Raw genomic sequence first — 17,597 nt, forward strand, 5'->3', positions numbered from 1 at the left:
CCGCTTCAGCGCAAATTGCGAACAGGTATCAACAAAGGCTGGCGATGATAGCAGACCAGGCCTTTGCTGAACACCAATCACCCTAATACTCCTGATACATTCCATCAATCGGCCTGGCGACGCAGGAAAGCCGGGATATCCAGATAGTCCAGGTCGTCTTGCGGGTTCATCTTCGCGGCAGTCGCAGCACCGGCCTGGGCCTGGTTGCGCATGACGGTCGGACGGTCCAGGTCACGGTAGTTCACCGACGGCAGTTCCTGACGGGCAGGTGCTGGTGCGGCGGCGGACTGGGTGGTCTGCAGGGTATTGTCGATCACCTTGACCGGCTTCTCGATTTTCGCGCCCAGGCCGGTGGCGACCACGGTCACGTGCAGCTCGTCGCGCATGTCCGGATCGATAACGGTACCGACCTTGACCATCGCATGCTCGGAAGCGAAGGCTTCGATGATGCTACCCACGTCGGAGTACTCACCCAGGGACAGGTCAGGACCGGCGGTGATATTCACCAGGATGCCACGTGCGCCTTGCAGGTTCACGTCTTCGAGCAACGGGTTGCGGATCGCCGCCTCGGTGGCTTCGCGAGCACGGTTCGGACCGCTGGCGCAGCCGGTGCCCATCATCGCCATGCCCATTTCGCTCATCACGGTACGGACGTCGGCGAAGTCGACGTTGATCATGCCCGGACGCTTGATGATGTCGGAGATACCGCGAACGGCACCGGCCAGTACATCGTCGGCCTTGGCGAATGCCGACAGCAGGCTCGCGTCCTTGCCCAGGATGGTCAGCAGCTTCTCGTTGGGAATGGTGATCAACGAGTCGACGCTTTCACTCAGCGCGCGGATGCCTTCATCGGCGATCTGCATGCGCTTGCGGCCTTCGAACGGGAACGGACGGGTCACCACCGCAACGGTGAGGATGCCCATTTCCTTGGCCACTTCGGCGATGATCGGGGCTGCACCGGTACCGGTACCGCCACCCATGCCGGTGGTGATGAAGACCATGTTGGTGCCTTGCAGCACTTCAGCGATACGCTCGCGGTCTTCCAGGGCGGCCTGACGACCGACTTCCGGGTTGGCGCCAGCGCCAAGGCCCTTGGTCACGCCGGTGCCCAGTTGCAGGATGGTCCGCGCGCCGATGTTCTTCAGCGCCTGGGCATCGGTGTTGGCGCAGATGAACTCGACGCCTTCAATGTTGCTCTTGACCATATGGTTGACAGCGTTGCCGCCGCCACCGCCGACGCCGATAACCTTGATTACCGGACTTTGTGGGACGTTGTCTACGAGTTCGAACATGTTCCCTCTCCTTTCATTCTCTAGTTTTTTCGCCTACTTCTACTGCTTTGAAACTTTAAAAGTTGCCCTGGACCCAGCGCTTCAAACGCTCCAGCACAGGTGCTTTCTGTTCTTCATCGCGATAGTCGTTTCTGTTGCCGCCGTTGTAGCCGGACAGGGAAATGCCGTCCGACTGCTTTTGCAGCCCGTACAGCAACAGCCCCACCCCAGTTGAATAGATCGGGTTGCGGACCACGTCCGACAGCCCCTTGACCGTGTGCGGCACGCCCAGGCGCACCGGCATGTGGAAGATTTCCTCGGCCAGCTCGACCGCGCCTTCCATCTTCGAGGTGCCACCGGTCAGCACGATGCCGGCCGGGATCAGGTCTTCGTAGCCGCTGCGGCGCAGCTCGGCCTGGATCAGCGTGAACAGTTCGTCGTAGCGCGGCTCGACCACCTCGGCCAAGGCCTGGCGGGACAGCTCGCGCGGTGGACGATCGCCGACGCTCGGGACCTTGATGGTTTCACCGGCACCGGCCAGCTTGGCCAGGGCGCAGGCGTAGCGGATCTTGATCTCTTCGGCGTACTGGGTCGGGGTGCGCAACGCCATGGCGATGTCGTTGGTCACCTGGTCGCCGGCAATCGGGATCACCGCGGTGTGGCGGATCGCGCCTTCGGTGAAGATCGCGATGTCGGTGGTACCGCCGCCGATGTCCACCAGGCAGACGCCCAGCTCTTTCTCGTCGTCGGTCAGCACCGAGTAGGCGGAGGCCAGTTGCTCGAGGATGATGTCGTCGATTTCGAGGCCGCAGCGGCGCACGCACTTCTCGATGTTCTGGGCCGCGTTCACCGCACAGGTGACCACGTGGACCTTGGCTTCGAGGCGCACGCCGGACATGCCCAGGGGCTCGCGCACGCCTTCCTGGTTGTCGATCACGTAGTCCTGCGGCAGGGTGTGCAGGACCCGCTGGTCAGCCGGGATCGCCACGGCCTGGGCCGCGTCGAGGACGCGCTCGAGATCCGCCGAACTGACTTCGCGATCGCGGATCGCGACGATGCCGTGGGAATTCAGGCTGCGGATGTGATTGCCCGCCACGCCGACGAATGCCGAGTGGATCCGGCAACCGGCCATCAGTTGCGCTTCTTCTACCGCGCGCTGGATCGACTGCACGGTGGACTCGATATTCACCACCACGCCCTTCTTCAGGCCACGCGAAGGATGAGTACCGATACCGACGATTTCCAGCGTGCCATCGGCCGCGACCTCGCCCACCAGCGCCACCACCTTGGAGGTGCCGATATCCAGTCCGACGATCATTTTGCCGCTTTGCACGTTTGCCATGGTCCTGCCTCTTCTTAATTCTTCGCAACGGCGGGTTTGGCCGTCACGGGCGCCACAGGTTCCCGCCATCCGACGGCCAGGCCGTTGGAGTAACGCAGATCGATGCTGGCAATGTTCGTAATCTGTTCTTTCAACGTTTTTTCATAAATGGCAATGAAACGGCGCATCTTCTCGACCAGATGGTCGCGGCCCAACAACAACTGGATACCCGGCCCCGCGCTTCCTGCGCCGGTGGTCAGGAACCAGCTGCCCCGCTCACGCAGTTCCAGCCGGGCGATGGAGAAGCCCAGCGGGCGCAACATCTGACTCAGGACCTGGTACTGCTGCATCACCTGCTGCTGAGCCCGCTGCGGGCCGAACAGCTGCGGCAGATGTTCGTAGTTCGCCAGTTCCCGTGGCGCGAACGCCTGGCCCTGGTTGTTCAACAACGCCTCGTCGCCCCAGCGGGCCACCGGCAATTGCTCTTCCAGGCGGATCACCACCTGGTCCGGCCACACACGCCGGACCTCGGCGTGGGCGATCCACGGCATGGTTTCCAGCTCGGCGCGCATGCTCGCCAGGTCGATGGTGAAGAAGCTCGCCGCGACGTACGGCGCGATCCGCTGCTGCACCGCCTGCTGGCTGATGTAGCTGAGGTCGCCCTGGACGTTGATCTTGCTGATCGGCCGATCCGCATAGGGCAACAGGCGCTGGGCGCCCTCATAGGTGCCGAAGCCCAGGGCCACCAGCAACACCGGCCACATCAGGCGCTTCAGGAAGCCGAAATTGGCTTTTGGCAGGCGCACTGACATCGGCTCTTTAGCCACCATTCGGCTGGCACCCCGCGGCACCGGCTTGTTACGGCCGGAAGCGGGTGGCTGATGACGAATCTGCGCGCCGTGCATGGTTTAACCTCGCGGCTCTGATTGGCTGGCGGCATGAGCGGCAACGCTCTCGGCCAGGATCGCCAGCACCAGTTGCTGGAAATCCAGACCGGCCGCCCGTGCCGCCATCGGCACCAGACTGTGGTCAGTCATGCCCGGGGCGGTGTTGACTTCCAGGAACCAGAACTGCCCGTCGGCGTCCTGCATCACATCGGCACGCGCCCAACCGGCGATACCGAGCGCCTCACAGGCTTTCGCCGTGAGGTCCATCAGTTCTTTTTCCTTGTGACTGTCGAGGCCGCACGGGATCCGGTACTGGGTATCGGAAGCCAGGTACTTGGCGTCGTAGTCGTAGAACGAATGCGGGGTGCCGAGGGCGATCGGTGGCAGGATCTGCCCACGCAGGGTGGCGATGGTGAACTCCGGACCCTGGATCCATTGTTCGACCAACACTTGCGAATCGTAGGCGGCGGCGGCTTTCCAGGCGACGATCAACTCATCGACGCCGGTCACCTTGGCCATCCCAATACTGGAGCCTTCATGGGCAGGTTTGACGATCAAAGGGAAACCCAGTTCCGCGCCGGCGCGAATACAGTCGGCCTCCGAGCTCAACACGGCATGACGGGGCGTCGGAATCCCCAGGCTGTGCCAGACCTGCTTGGTACGCAATTTGTCCATGGCCAGGGCCGAAGCGAGAATGCCACTGCCGGTGTAGGGAATGCCCAGGCACTCCAGCAGCCCCTGCATGCTGCCGTCTTCACCGCCGCGGCCGTGAAGAATGATGAAGGCACGGTCGATCTTCTCGTGCAGCAGGCGCTGCAGGAAGTCGTCACCCACGTCGATGCCGAACGCATCGACACCAGCGCTCTGCAGGGCCTCGAGCACCGCATTGCCGGACTTCAGCGAGACTTCGCGCTCGGCGCTCTTGCCACCGAACAGCACGGCGACACGGCCGAAGGTCTTCGGCTCGAGGGTCGAGAACAGGTTGGCGTAGGCAGCGGTCATTTCGATTTCCCCGGGCTGACTGCGGCAACGGCGCCGGCGAACAACGAACTCTTGAGCAACTGCGGGGCGAGACCGCCGATATCACCGGCGCCCTGGCACAGCAGGATGTCGCCCGGCAGCAGCAACGGCTTGACCAGCGGGGCCAGTTCCACGCCACGCTCGATATAGATCGGGTCGAGCTGGCCGCGCTGACGGATGCTGCGGCACAGCTGGCGGCTGTCCGCCCCCGGGATCGGCTCTTCACCGGCCGGGTAGACTTCCATCAGCAACAACACATTGGCGTCGGCCAGCACCTGGACGAAATCGTCGTACAGGTCGCGGGTACGGGTATAGCGGTGTGGCTGGTAGACCATCACCAGGCGGCGTTCCGGCCAGCCACCGCGTACAGCCTTGATCACCGCCGCGACTTCGGTCGGGTGGTGGCCGTAGTCGTCGACCAGCATCACGCTGCCGCCGTCCACCGGCAATTCGCCGTAGACCTGGAAGCGCCGACCCACGCCCTGGAAGCCCGACAGACCCTGGACGATGGCCTCGTCGCTGATGCCCTCGTCGGTGGCGATGGCGATGGTCGCCAGGGAGTTCAGGACGTTGTGGTTGCCCGGCATGTTCACCGAGACGTTCAGCGGTTCGCGGTCACGGCGCAGCACGGTGAAGTGGGTCTGCATGCCAGCCTGGCGGATATTGATCGCGCGCACGTCGGCGTCTTCGTGAACCCCGTAGGTCACGGTCGGACGGGCGATCTGCGGCAGAATCTCGCGCACCACCGGGTCGTCCAGGCAGACCACGGCCAGACCGTAGAACGGCAGGTTGTGGAGGAACTCGACGAAGGTCTTCTTCAGTTTGTTGAAGTCACCTTCGTAGGTGTCCATGTGGTCGGCGTCGATGTTGGTGACCACCGCGACCAGCGGCTGCAGGTGCAGGAAGCTGGCATCGCTCTCATCGGCTTCGGCGATCAGGTAGCGGCTGGTGCCGAGCTGGGCATTGGTGCCCGCGGCATTCAGGCGGCCACCGATGACGAAGGTCGGGTCCAGGCCGCCGGCGGCGAACACCGAGGCGATCAGGCTGGTGGTGGTGGTCTTGCCGTGGGTACCGGCAACGGCAATCCCGTGGCGATAGCGCATCAGTTCGGCGAGCATCTCGGCCCGTGGCACCACCGGGATACGCCGCTCCAGGGCGGTCGCGACTTCCGGGTTGGATTTGTTCACGGCACTGGAAACCACCAGCACATCGGCGCTGGCGGCGTTCTCGGAACGGTGACCGATAAAGATCTGCGCGCCGAACGACTCGAGCCGGTCAGTGACCGGCGAGGTTTTCAGGTCGGAACCGGAGACTTCATAGCCCAGGTTCAACAGCACTTCGGCGATCCCGCACATCCCCACGCCGCCGATACCGACGAAGTGGATACGGCGGATACGGCGCATTTCCGGTTGCGGCATGGCTTTCTGATTCTCAACCATGGGCCACCTCCAGGCAGATCTCGACGACGGTGCGGGTAGCATCGGGCTTGGCCAGGCGGCGTGCGGTGCTCGCCATGGTGTTCAGTCGTTCCGGTTGCATCAAAACCTCTGTCAGGCGTGCCGCCAGGTCGGCGGCGCCAGTCGTTCTTTGCGGCAGCAGGAAGGCAGCGCCCTCCCCGGCCAAATATTCGGCATTGCGGGTCTGGTGGTCGTCGATCGCATGGGGCAAGGGCACCAGCAACGAGGGCAGACCGGCCGCAGCCAGTTCACTGACGGTCAAGGCGCCTGCGCGACAGACCACCAGGTCGGCCCAGCCATAGGCTTGGGCCATGTCTTTGATAAACGGCGCCACCTGCGCCTCGACGCCGGCCGCCTTGTAGCGTTCGGCGGTGACTTCGTCATGATTGCGGCCGGCCTGGTGGAAAACTTCCGGGCGGTATTCGGCCGGCACCTGGGCCAGGGCCTCCGGCAGCAACTTGTTCAACGGCTCGGCACCGAGGCTGCCGCCGAGGATCAGCAGGCGCGCGCGACGACCGGCGAGGGTCTGGCGCGGGGTTTCCAGGAACAGTTCGGTGCGTACCGGATTACCGGTGGTCCGACGTTTTCCAGAGGCGCCGAAGGTGTTCGGGAAAGCTTCGCAGACCCGGGCCGCCAAGGGCACCAGCAGCCGATTGGCGGTACCCGCCACGGCATTCTGCTCATGCACGATCACCGGTACGCCGGCCATGCGCGCGGCAACTCCACCCGGGCCGGTGACATAACCACCGAAGCCCAGCACGCAGACCGGCTGCAACTGGCGGATCACCTTGCGCGCCTGCCAGACGGCTTTGAGCAGGACGAACGGCGCCTTGAGCAGCGACAGCTTGCCTTTGCCCCGCAGCCCCGTGACGTTGATCAGGTGCAGCGGCAATCCGGCAGCCGGTACCAACTCGTTTTCGATGCCCCGTGGCGTGCCCAGCCAATGCACGGTGTAGCCCCGCGCCTGGAATTCGCGGGCACAGGCCAGCGCCGGGAACACGTGGCCACCGGTACCGCCGGCCATGATCAATACGTTAGCGCCCATGGGGAGTGTCCTCCGCAAAGTCGCTTTCATCGAATTCCATCTCTTCGCTGCCCAGGTGGGTTCGACTCTCCCACTCGATACGCAGCAACAGGCCGAGACAGGCACAGCAGATCACCAGCGAGCTGCCGCCATAACTGAGGAACGGCAAGGTCAGGCCCTTGGTCGGCAGCAGACCGACGTTCACGCCGATATTGATCAGGAACTGACCAATCCACAGGAACGCCAGGCCGTAAGCCATATAGGCGGCGAAGAACTGCTTGGCCTTCTCGGCCCACAGACCGATGTACATCGCCCGCACGCTGACGAACACGAACAGCGCGACGGTGCACAGGGAGCCGACGGCACCCAGCTCTTCCGCCAGCACGGAGAACACGAAGTCGGTGTGGGCTTCCGGCAGGTAGAACTGCTTCTGCACGCTGTTGCCCAGGCCGACCCCCAGCCACTCGCCGCGACCGAAGGCGATCAGCGCCTGGGTCAACTGATAGCCGGAACCGAACTGGTCGGCCCAGGGATCGGTAAAGGTGGTCAGGCGCGCCATCCGGTAGGGTTGCGCCTTGATCAGCACCACCACCGCGACCACTGCCAGCAAGACCATCAGGCCGAAGCGCAACAAGCCGACGCCGCCGAGGAACAGCATTGCCGCCGCCGCGCCCATCATGACCACGGTGGCGCCGAAGTCCGGCTCCATCAACAACAGGCCGGCCATCGGCAGCAGCACGATGAACGGCTTGAAGAAGCCCATCCAGCTTTCCCGTACTTCCTTCTGCCGGCGTACCAGGTAGCCGGCGAGATAGATCACCACGAAGACCTTGGCGATTTCCGAAGGCTGCACGTTGAAGAAACTGAAGCCGATCCAGCGCATCGAGCCGTTCACCTCACGACCGATGCCCGGCAGCAGCACCATCACCAACAGGCCGAAGGCGCCCACCAGCATCATGAAGCCCATGCGCTGCCAGGTGGCGATCGGCACCATCATCGTGGCGATACAGGCGCCCAGGCCGATGACCAGGTAGATGAGGTGGCGAATCATGTGATACAGCGCGTTGCCCGACTGCACGGCGGCCACTTCGGACGAAGCCGAGGTGATCATCACCAGCCCGAGGCCGAGCAACGCCAGGCAACCGGCGAGCATCGGGAAATCGACGTCGACGCCACGCCCGGTAATGATCGGCGATGGATAAGGCTTGATGATATTGAAGTTCATACCAACCCCTCCACGGCCTGGGCGAACAGGCGTCCGCGTTCTTCATAGTTCTTGAACATGTCGAAGCTCGCGCAGGCCGGCGACAGCAATACCGCGTCACCCGGCTCGGCCAGTTCGGCACAGCGTTGCACGGCATCGTCCAGGCTCTGCACACGGACCAGCGGCACGTCATCGCCAAGGGCCTTGGCCAGCAGCTCGCTATCCCGGCCAAGCAGGACCACCGCCCGGCAGTTGGCCGCGACCGGGCCGCGCAGGCCGCTGAAATCGGCGCCCTTGCCATCGCCACCGGCGATCAGTACCAGCTTGCCGGCGATGTCGCCGCCCAGGCCTTCGATAGCGGCCAGGGCCGCACCGACGTTGGTGGCCTTGGAGTCGTTGTAGTAATTCACGCCCTTCAGTTCGCGCACCCATTGGCAGCGGTGCTCAAGACCGGCGAATGTCCGCAGGCTCGACAGCATGGCGTCGAACGGCAATCCCACGGCATGCCCGAGTGCCAGGGCCGCGAGGGCATTGGACTGGTTGTGGGCACCACGGATCTTCAGTTCGCTCACCGGCATCAGGTTCTGGAATTCGAAAGCCAGGTATTTCTCGCCATTTTCCTCACGCAGGCCGAAGGCCTTGAAGTCCGGCTTGCCGAGGCCGAAGGTCCAGCACGGCAGGCCTTCGCTCATCAGCGGACGGGACAACGCATCCTGGCGGTTGACCACCACCTGTTTCGCCCCTCGGAAAATCCGGTGCTTGGCCAGGTGATAAGCCGGCAGGCCGCTGTAGCGGTCCATGTGGTCTTCGCTGACGTTGAGCACGGTCGCCACTTCGGCGCCCAACTGATCGGTGGTTTCCAGCTGGAAGCTCGACAGTTCCAGCACGTACAGCTCGACATCGTCGCTGAGCAGGTCCAGCGCCGGGGTCCCGAGATTGCCGCCGACCGCCACGCGCTTGCCGGCCGCCGCGGCCATTTCGCCGACCAGGGTGGTCACGGTGCTCTTGGCGTTGGAACCGCTGATGGCGACGATCGGCGCCTTCGCGTTACGCGCGAACAGCTCGATATCGCCGGACAGCTTCACGCCACGAGCCGCGGCCGCCTGCAGGGCCGGGGTCGCCAGGGCCAGGCCGGGGCTCACGTAGAGCTCGTCGGCGCGGCAGAGGAATTCGACGTCCAGCTCGCCACAACGCACTTCCACCTGTGGATAGTCACGACGCAGCGTGGCCAGTTCCGGTGGGTTGTCCCGCGTGTCGGCCACCGCAAAGGCAACGCCCCGGTTCGCCAGGAAGCGAACCAGGGACATGCCGCTCTTGCCGAGGCCGACAATGATGCGGAAGTGGTCAGAAGCGATCAGCGACACGTGTTCTACCTCAGCTTCAGGGTGGCAAGGCCGATCAACACGAGAATCACGGTGATGATCCAGAAACGGACAATCACGCGCGGCTCGGGCCAGCCCTTGAGTTCAAAGTGGTGGTGAATCGGCGCCATACGGAAAACCCGGCGGCCGGTCAGCTTGAAAGAGGCAACCTGGATCACCACCGACAGGGTTTCCATCACGAACACGCCGCCCATGATGAACAGGACGATTTCCTGGCGGACGATCACCGCGATGGTGCCCAGGGCGGCACCCAGCGCCAGGGCGCCGACGTCGCCCATGAAAACCTGGGCCGGATAGGTGTTGAACCAGAGGAAACCGAGGCCGGCACCGATCAGCGCGCCACAGAACACGATCAGTTCGCCCGCGCCCGGCACATAGGGAATCAGCAGGTATTCGGCGAATTTCACGTTACCCGACAGGTAGCAGAAGATCCCCAGCGCGCCGCCGACCATCACCGTCGGCATGATCGCCAGGCCATCGAGGCCATCGGTGAGGTTGACCGCGTTGCTCGAACCGACGATCACGAAGTAGGTCAGGATCACGAAGCCCACGCCCAGCGGGATGCTGACGTCCTTGAGCATGGGCACGATCAGGGTGGTTTCCACCGGAGTCTGTGCGGTCATGAACAGGAAAATCGCCGCGCCCAGGCCGAACACCGACTGCCAGAAATACTTCCAGCGGCTGGGCAGACCACGGGAGTTCTTTTCGATCACCTTGCGATAGTCGTCGACCCAGCCGACAGCCCCGAACAGCAGGGTGACCAGCAGCACCACCCAGACATAACGGTTGTGCAGGTCGGCCCACAGCAGGGTGCTGATACCGATGGACGACAGGATCAGCGCGCCCCCCATGGTCGGCGTGCCGGACTTGGAGAGGTGCGATTGCGGGCCGTCATTGCGAACCGATTGGCCGATCTGCAGGCTCTGGAGGGTACGAATCATCCACGGGCCGAGAAACAGCGACAGAGACAACGCGGTCAGCACCCCGAGAATCCCGCGCAGGGTCAGGTACTGAAAGACCGCGAAGCCTTTGTAGAACTGTTGCAGATACTCCGCTAGCAGCAGCAGCATTAATGCGTCTCTCCCTTATGCACATGAGGCGCAGGCCCGCACAAAGCCGCGACGATGTTTTCCATCGCAGCGCTGCGCGAACCCTTGATCAAAATGGTGGTATTGGTGTCTTGTTCGGCGCCCAGCGCCTCGATCAGATCGGCCTGGGTGGCGAAATGACGAGCCTGCTGGCCGAATGCGTTGACGGCGTGGACCATCATCGGCCCCACCGCATACAGCGCTGAAACCTTGCCGGCGGCATAGGCCCCTACTTCACGATGTCCCTGCTCCGCCCACTCGCCCAACTCGCCGATATCCCCGAGCACCAGAACGGTGCGGCCGGAAAAGCCGGCGAGTATATCAACGGCCGCGCACATCGAGGTGGGGTTCGCGTTGTAAGTGTCATCGATGACCCGCACGCCGTTGCTGGCCAGTTGCGCGACTGCCCGGCCCTTGACCGGCTGGACAGCTTCCAGCCCGGCAACGATGCCCGGCAGGGAAATACCCAGCGCATGGGCCGCCGCCGCCGCCGCCAGGGCGTTGGCGACGTTGTGGCTGCCCAACAGATTCAGTTGCACGGGCGCGCTGCCGTCGGGGCCGTGCAGTACGAACTGCGGGCAACCGCGCGGATCGCGGGAAATATCGCTGCCATGGAAGTCGGCGGCGCTGTTGCCCAGGGCAAAGCTCAGCACCTTGCGCGCACCGGCACGGGCTTTCCAGATGGCGAAGGCCTTGTCGTCCAGATTGAGTACGGCAACACCATCGGCCTGCAGGCCCTCGATGATCTCGCCCTTGGCCTCGACGATCTTGTCGGGGCCGCCGAACTCGCCGACATGGGCGGTTCCGGCATTGTTCAAGATGGCCACATGAGGCTTGGTCATGGCGACGGTGTAGGCGATTTCGCCGATGCGCGAAGCGCCCAGTTCAATCACTGCAGCGCTGTGTTCCGGCGCCAGTTCGAGCAGGGTCAACGGCACACCCAGTTCGTTGTTCAGGTTGCCGCGGGTCGCCAGCACCAGCCCTCGGGTACGCAGGATGCTCGCGAGCATCTCCTTGACCGTGGTCTTGCCGCTGGAGCCGGTGATCGCCGCCACCGGCCGGGTAAACCGGGCACGGTTCAGGGCACCCAGTTGGCCGAGCGCCAGGCGGGTATCGCGCACCAGCAACTGGGGCAGTTCGGTTCCCGGGACTTCACGTTCGACCAACGCCGCGACGGCGCCCTTGGCCGCCACATCGTTCAGGTAATCGTGCCCGTCGAAACGCGGACCGGTCAGGGCGACAAACAACTGGCCCGGCTGGATGGCCCGGCTGTCGATGCTCACTCCGGAGAAACTCGCGTCCGCCGAGACAAGACGCCCCGACAGGTCATTGGCGACGGCACTCAACTGCATGGCTTCAAGCATGTGCGGCCTCCCAGGCTTGCAGTGCCTTCGATGCCTCGACCAGATCGGAGAAGGCATGGCGTTCGCCATTGATTTCCTGGTAATCCTCATGGCCCTTGCCAGCCAGGACGATCACATCGTCGGCCTTGGCCGCGGCGATCAGTTCGGCAATGGCCAGGCCACGACCGGCCACGAAGCGGACGGCATCGGCGGCGACAAAACCCGCGCGGATATCGTCGAAAATCCGCAGGGGATCTTCGGTCCGGGGGTTGTCGTCGGTGACCAGCACGCTGTCGGCCAGGCGCTCGACCACTTCCGCCATCAACGGACGCTTGCCGCGATCACGGTCGCCGCCACAGCCGAACAGGCAGCGCAACTGCCCCTTGGCATGTGGGCGCAGGGCCAGCAGGACTTTTTCCAGGGCGTCCGGGGTGTGGGCGTAATCCACCACCACCAGGGGACAGGCGCCGCCGCCCAGGCGCTGCATGCGACCGGCCGGGCCTTCGAGCTGTGGCAGCACCCGGAGAATCTCATCCAGCGCGTAATCCAGCCCCAGCAATGCGCCCACTGCGGCCAGGACGTTGCTCAGGTTGAAACGCCCCAGCAGCGTGCTGCGCAGGTGGTGTTCACCTTGCGGGGTCACCAGGGTGGCGCGCACACCTTCGTCGCCGAACTGCGCATCGCGGCAATACAGATAGGCGCCGCTGTCTTCCAGGCTGTAGCTGATCAGCCGGGATTCGTGTTCCTGCGCTGCCAGCTGACGACCGAAATCGTCATCGATATTGATCACCCGGCAGCTCAGGTCGGTCCAGCCGAACAACTTGGCCTTCTCGGCCCCATAGGCTTCCATGGTGCCGTGGTAATCGAGGTGATCGCGGGAGAGGTTGGTCAGCACCGCCACGTCGAACGCCAGCGCGCTGACGCGGCCCTGGTGCAGGCCGTGGGAAGACACTTCCATGGCAATCGCCTTGGCACCGGCTTTCTTCAGGTCAGCCAGGGTCGCCTGGACGGCAATCGGGTCCGGCGTCGTATGCAGGCCGCTGTGCAGGGCACCATAAAAACCGGTACCCAGGGTGCCGACGATCCCACAGTGCTGGCCGAGCAGGTCCAGGGCCTGGGCAACCAGTTGGGTGACGCTGGTCTTGCCGTTGGTCCCGGTGACACCCAACAGGTTCAATTGACGACTCGGGTCGCCATAGAAGCGCCCGGCGATATCCGACAACTGTGCCGCCAGGCCCTTGACCGGGATCAGCGGGATATCAGTGATCGGCAGGACAGTGGCGCCTTCCACTTCATAGGCAACCGCCGCCGCGCCGCGCTGCAGGGCGTCGGCAATATGGCTGCGGCCATCGACCTTGCCGCCCGGCACCGCCAGGAACAGGTCGCCGGCACGCACTTTGCGGCTGTCGAGCGCCAACTCGCGAATCAGCAGATCGCGGCCGGCGTGAGGAAAGATCTTGTTCAGGCTCAGGGACATTAACCACGCCCTCCTTTTACAGGTACGGGTGCGGCAATGGCTTGCTGCTGCGGAATGCTCGACAGGTCATCCGGGCTGACGTTCATCAGCCGCAGGGTGCCGGACATCACCTTGCTGAAGACCGGAGCCGAAACCAGGCCGCCGAAGTAACCGGCCTTGCTCGGTTCGTCGATCACTACCACGATGGCGTAGCGCGGATCGCTCATCGGACCGAAACCGGCGAACAGCGAGCGGTAGGAGTTCTCGGCATAGCCCTTGGTGCCGACCGATGTCTTGCGCGCGGTACCGGACTTGCCGGCGACATGGTAGGCCGGGACTTTGGCACGCCAGACACCCCGCGGAGCCTCGATCACCTGCTGCAGCATGCCTTGCATGGTCTTGGCGACATTTTCCGGGATGACCTGGGTGCCCTCGGGCATCTTGTCGGTCTTGATCAGGGTCAGCGGGACGATCTTGCCGTTGTTGGCCAGCGCCGAGAACGCGTGCACCAGCTGGATGGCGGTCACCGACAGGCCGTAGCCATAGGACAGGGTCGCCGTCTCGGCCTTGCGCCACTCACGGTAGTTCGGCAGGTTGCCGACACGCTCGCCGGGGAAACCGAGGCCGGTGTCCTGGCCCAGGCCGACTTTCTGCATCACGCGGAAAATCGCCTCGCCACCGATATCGAAGGCGACCTTGCTCATCCCCACGTTACTGGAGTTGATCAGGATGCCGGTCAGGTCGAGCACCGGGCCTTCGGTCTTGGATACGTCACGAATGGTGTACTTGCCCAACTGCAGGGTGCCCGGATAGACCTCGACCGTGTCGGAAGGCTTCCAGCGCCCGGTTTCCAGGGCGGCACTCATGGAGATCGGCTTCATGGTCGAACCCGGCTCGAACACGTCGATCATCGCGCGGTTGCGCATCATCGCCGGCTGCAGGTTGCGACGGTTGTTGGGGTTGTAGGTCGGCTGGTTGACCATGGCGAGGATCTCGCCGGTCTTCACGTCCATGATCACCAGGCTGCCGGCCTTGGCGCCGTTTTCCACCAGGGCGTTGCGCAGTTCGCGGTTGGCCAGGTATTGCAGGCGCAGGTCAATGGACAACGCCAAGGGCTTGCCGGCCTTGGCGTTCTTGGTGACCTGGACATCCTTGATCAGCCGGCCGCGCCGGTCCTTGATCACCTGTCGCTTGCCCGGCACCCCGGCCAGCCACTCGTCGTAGGCCAGCTCCACCCCTTCGCGACCATGGTCGTCGATATCGGTAAAGCCGACCATGTGGGCCGCCACTTCGCCGGCCGGATAAAAACGCCGGAATTCCTCGATGCCATAGACACCGGGAACCTTAAGATCGAGCACGGCCTGGCCCTGCTCCGGGGTCAGGCCGCGAACCAGGTAGATGAATTCCTTGTTGGCCTGTTGTTCCAGGCGTTCGGTCAGCAGCTTCGGGTCCTGCCCGAGCGCCATGGCCAGTGCCGGCCAGCGGTCCTTGGCCAGTTGCATTTCCTTGGCGTTGGCCCACAGCGTGGTCACCGGCGTACTGACCGCCAGGGGCTCGCCGTTACGGTCGGTGATCAGACCACGGTGCGCGGGAATCGGGATATGCCGCATGCTGCGCGCATCGCCCTGGCCGATCAGGAACGCGCGGTCGATGACCTGCAGGTCGACGATCTTCCAGCCGATATAGCCGACCATGATCGCCAGCGCGCCGAGGACCACGCGGAAGCGCCACGGATAGAGTGCGCCCTCGAGTTTCATCATGGCGCCACCATCCTGACTTCGGATGGGCTGGGGATGCGCATCTTCAGTTGTTCGGTGGCCAGGGTCTCGATCCGGCTATGGGCCGTCCAGGTGCTCTGCTCGAGGATCAGGCGGCCCCATTCGGCCTGGGCCTTGTCACGCACACTCAGTTCGCCATACAACGAATTGAGCAATTGACGATTCCAGTGCGCGCTGTAGGCCACGCCGATGGCGGAGACCAGCACGGCGATAAACAGCAGGAACATGAAAAAGCTTCCGCCGGGAAGTGGCTTGGCGTAGAGCTTGCTCACCGCAACTTCTCCGCGACCCGCATCACGGCGCTGCGCGCGCGTGGATTGGCCTTGAGTTCGGCTTCGGAGGCGAACTGCGCCTTGCCGTGTACCTTGATACGCGGCTCGAACGCCTGATGACGTACCGGCAGGTTACGCGGCAGATTGTCACCCTCGCCCTTGACCAGGCGTCGCATGAACAGCTTGACGATACGGTCTTCCAGCGAGTGGAAACTGATCACCACCAGGCGGCCACCGACTTCCAGGGCATCGAGCGCCGCTTCGAGGCCGGTTTCAAGATCGCCCAGTTCATTGTTGACGTGGATGCGCAGCCCCTGGAAAGCCCGGGTAGCCGGGTTCTTGCCCTTTTCCCAGGCAGGATTGGCGACCTTGAGCACTTCGGCCAGGTCGGCGGTACGTTCGAAAGGCTTGATTGCACGGCGCTCGACCACGGCCCGGGCCATGCGGCCGGAGAATCGCTCTTCGCCATATTCCTTGAAGACACGGGCGATTTCTTCTGCCGGTGCCGTGGCGATGAACTCGGCGGCACTGATCCCGCGCGACGGATCCATGCGCATGTCCAGCGGGCCGTCGTTCATGAAACTGAAGCCGCGCTCCGGGTCGTCCAGTTGCGGCGAGGACACCCCGAGGTCGAGCAGGATGCCGTTGACCTTGCCCGCCATATTGCGTTCGACGATCTCCGAACCCAGCTCGGCAAAGCTGCGCTGCACAACGACAAAGCGGCCGTCTTCGGCCGCTAGCGCTTGCCCGGTGGCAATCGCCTGTGGATCCTTGTCGAAACCGAGAAGTCGGCCATCCGGCCCGAGCTTGCTGAGAATCAGCCGGCTATGCCCGCCACGACCGAAAGTGCCGTCCAGATAGCAGCCATCAGGACGTACGGCGAGAGCCTCGACGGCTTCGTCAAGCAGTACGGTGATGTGGTTGAAGCCGCTATCAATAGTCACAGGATCAGATCACGCAGTTCATCAGGCATCGCGCCCGGTTGTTGAATGGCCGCCAGGTCAGCTGCAGATACAGCATTCCAGGCGTCCTCGTCCCACAGTTGAAACTTGTTCAGTTGGCCCACCAGCATCGCGCGCTTGTCCAGCTTCGCGTACTCGCGCAGGCGCGGCGGCACCAGGAAACGGCCGCTGCCGTCGAGTTCGAGATCGACGGCATTACCAATCAGCAGACGTTGCAGACGGCGGTTCTCTTCCCGCAGCGACGGCAACGCACGCAACTTGGTTTCAATCAGTTCCCACTCATCGAGCGGGTACACACACAAGCAGGGATCCACCGCATCAATGGTGACGATCAATTGTCCGGAACTACGCGAATCGAGCTCGTCACGGTACCGGCTCGGCATGGCGAGACGGCCCTTTGCATCGAGACTGATAGCGTTAGCTCCGCGAAACACAGATGCGTTTCTCCAAATATTAGCGTTTTACGTTCAAAAAACCCACTTCATGCCACTTTCCGCCACTTGTGCACACTATAGGAATGCGCCCACCACACCGTCAAGGCGCGGTCCTAAGGAAAAGCCTTACAGAACGGAGATTTAGGAGCATAAAAGGAGACTTTGGGACAATTCGGAGAGGGTTTTGCCAGACAAACTTCATGCAGCTCAAAAATTTGAGGTCTGAAGTTAAAGTGATTTGTTAAGAGTAAGATTTTTTCGGTATTACAAATGCGCTTCTGCCAGCGATTGCGAGCAGGGAGGGAAAGAGGTGGAGAGTCGATCTGTAAGCCGGGTTCTGTCGAGGACAGTCATTCCTCTACGATGGCCATCACTGGACATCTTTAGCAACCTACCCGGTTCCAGCGCGGGCCACGCCTAGGAACCCTATTTGGTCTTGCTCCGAGTGGGGTTTACCTAGCCACGAACTGTTGCCAGACGTGCGGTGCGCTCTTACCGCACCTTTTCACCCTTACCGGCACCGAAATGCTTAGGCGGTTATTTTCTGTGGCACTTTCCGTAGGCTCGCGCCTCCCAGGCATTACCTGGCACTCCGCCCTATGGAGCCCGGACTTTCCTCCCCCCTCTAATTTTCATAGAGGGCAGCGACTGTCCAATCGACTCTCCGCCGCGAAGGTTACCGGCACATGACACGAAGG

15 protein-coding genes and 1 other RNA gene are annotated in these 17,597 nt (G+C 63.2%); all 16 read right to left on the bottom strand.

From position 1 onward, the window contains the following. Positions 1–104: 104 nt before the first annotated feature. The 16 genes from ftsZ to rnpB all read right to left on the bottom strand — a co-directional run bounded on the left by ftsZ (position 105) and on the right by rnpB (position 17,563). The gene (gene ftsZ / locus ACL9RJ_RS11475) at positions 105–1,292 is read right to left on the bottom strand and encodes a cell division protein FtsZ (RefSeq protein ID WP_017123613.1); all 1,188 of its coding nucleotides are present in this window, start codon (positions 1,290–1,292) and stop codon (positions 105–107) included. Between the two features lie 55 nt (positions 1,293–1,347). After that, entirely contained in the window at positions 1,348–2,613 is a 1,266-nt protein-coding gene (ftsA, locus tag ACL9RJ_RS11480; RefSeq protein ID WP_017123612.1) for a cell division protein FtsA, read from the bottom strand. A gap of 14 nt (positions 2,614–2,627) precedes the next feature. Beyond that, positions 2,628–3,497 (bottom strand): cell division protein FtsQ/DivIB, encoded by an 870-nt coding sequence (locus ACL9RJ_RS11485; protein WP_042934305.1) that lies wholly within the window; start codon positions 3,495–3,497, stop codon positions 2,628–2,630. Between the two features lie 3 nt (positions 3,498–3,500). Then, the gene (locus tag ACL9RJ_RS11490) at positions 3,501–4,481 is read right to left on the bottom strand and encodes a D-alanine--D-alanine ligase (RefSeq protein WP_177106552.1); all 981 of its coding nucleotides are present in this window, start codon (positions 4,479–4,481) and stop codon (positions 3,501–3,503) included. Beyond that, a complete protein-coding gene (gene murC / locus ACL9RJ_RS11495) occupies positions 4,478–5,938 on the bottom strand; it encodes a UDP-N-acetylmuramate--L-alanine ligase (protein WP_017123609.1) in 1,461 nt (486 codons plus the stop codon). Before murC ends, ACL9RJ_RS11490 begins: the two co-directional genes overlap by 4 nt. After that, a complete protein-coding gene (gene murG, locus ACL9RJ_RS11500; RefSeq protein ID WP_422765259.1) occupies positions 5,931–7,001 on the bottom strand; it encodes an undecaprenyldiphospho-muramoylpentapeptide beta-N-acetylglucosaminyltransferase in 1,071 nt (356 codons plus the stop codon). The genes murC and murG overlap by 8 nt, the downstream gene beginning before the upstream one ends. Then, entirely contained in the window at positions 6,991–8,205 is a 1,215-nt protein-coding gene (gene ftsW, locus ACL9RJ_RS11505; RefSeq protein WP_017123608.1) for a putative lipid II flippase FtsW, read from the bottom strand. The genes murG and ftsW overlap by 11 nt, the downstream gene beginning before the upstream one ends. Then, positions 8,202–9,548, bottom strand: coding sequence for a UDP-N-acetylmuramoyl-L-alanine--D-glutamate ligase (gene murD, locus ACL9RJ_RS11510; protein ID WP_017123607.1), 1,347 nt, complete (start codon positions 9,546–9,548; stop codon positions 8,202–8,204). The genes ftsW and murD overlap by 4 nt, the downstream gene beginning before the upstream one ends. A gap of 5 nt (positions 9,549–9,553) precedes the next feature. Then, positions 9,554–10,636 carry a phospho-N-acetylmuramoyl-pentapeptide-transferase gene (gene mraY, locus ACL9RJ_RS11515; protein ID WP_017123606.1) on the bottom strand — a complete coding sequence of 361 codons (1,083 nt, stop codon included), beginning with the start codon at positions 10,634–10,636 and terminating at the stop codon, positions 9,554–9,556. Continuing rightward, positions 10,636–12,018: a UDP-N-acetylmuramoyl-tripeptide--D-alanyl-D-alanine ligase gene (locus ACL9RJ_RS11520; RefSeq protein WP_017123605.1), complete on the bottom strand. Its 1,383-nt coding sequence runs from the start codon at positions 12,016–12,018 to the stop codon at positions 10,636–10,638. Before ACL9RJ_RS11520 ends, mraY begins: the two co-directional genes overlap by 1 nt. Further along, positions 12,011–13,474, bottom strand: a complete 1,464-nt coding sequence (locus ACL9RJ_RS11525) for a UDP-N-acetylmuramoyl-L-alanyl-D-glutamate--2,6-diaminopimelate ligase (protein WP_422765260.1) — start codon at positions 13,472–13,474, stop codon at positions 12,011–12,013. Before ACL9RJ_RS11525 ends, ACL9RJ_RS11520 begins: the two co-directional genes overlap by 8 nt. Then, complete coding sequence (locus ACL9RJ_RS11530; RefSeq protein WP_167331612.1) at positions 13,474–15,210, bottom strand: peptidoglycan D,D-transpeptidase FtsI family protein; 1,737 nt, start codon at positions 15,208–15,210, stop codon at positions 13,474–13,476. Before ACL9RJ_RS11530 ends, ACL9RJ_RS11525 begins: the two co-directional genes overlap by 1 nt. Beyond that, positions 15,210–15,503 (bottom strand): cell division protein FtsL, encoded by a 294-nt coding sequence (gene ftsL, locus ACL9RJ_RS11535; protein WP_017123603.1) that lies wholly within the window; start codon positions 15,501–15,503, stop codon positions 15,210–15,212. The genes ACL9RJ_RS11530 and ftsL overlap by 1 nt, the downstream gene beginning before the upstream one ends. After that, a complete protein-coding gene (rsmH, locus tag ACL9RJ_RS11540; protein WP_377650860.1) occupies positions 15,500–16,447 on the bottom strand; it encodes a 16S rRNA (cytosine(1402)-N(4))-methyltransferase RsmH in 948 nt (315 codons plus the stop codon). The genes ftsL and rsmH overlap by 4 nt, the downstream gene beginning before the upstream one ends. Further along, on the bottom strand, positions 16,444–16,899 hold the full coding sequence (gene mraZ / locus ACL9RJ_RS11545) for a division/cell wall cluster transcriptional repressor MraZ (protein ID WP_026013246.1): 456 nt from the start codon (positions 16,897–16,899) through the stop codon (positions 16,444–16,446). The genes rsmH and mraZ overlap by 4 nt, the downstream gene beginning before the upstream one ends. 310 nt (positions 16,900–17,209) lie before the next feature. Continuing rightward, positions 17,210–17,563: RNase P RNA component class A (gene rnpB / locus ACL9RJ_RS11550), an RNA gene on the bottom strand. Positions 17,564–17,597: the final 34 nt, after the last annotated feature.

The sequence above is a fragment of the Pseudomonas sp. Mn2068 genome (assembly GCF_049319725.1).
Lineage (GTDB): Bacteria > Pseudomonadota > Gammaproteobacteria > Pseudomonadales > Pseudomonadaceae > Aquipseudomonas > Aquipseudomonas gingeri.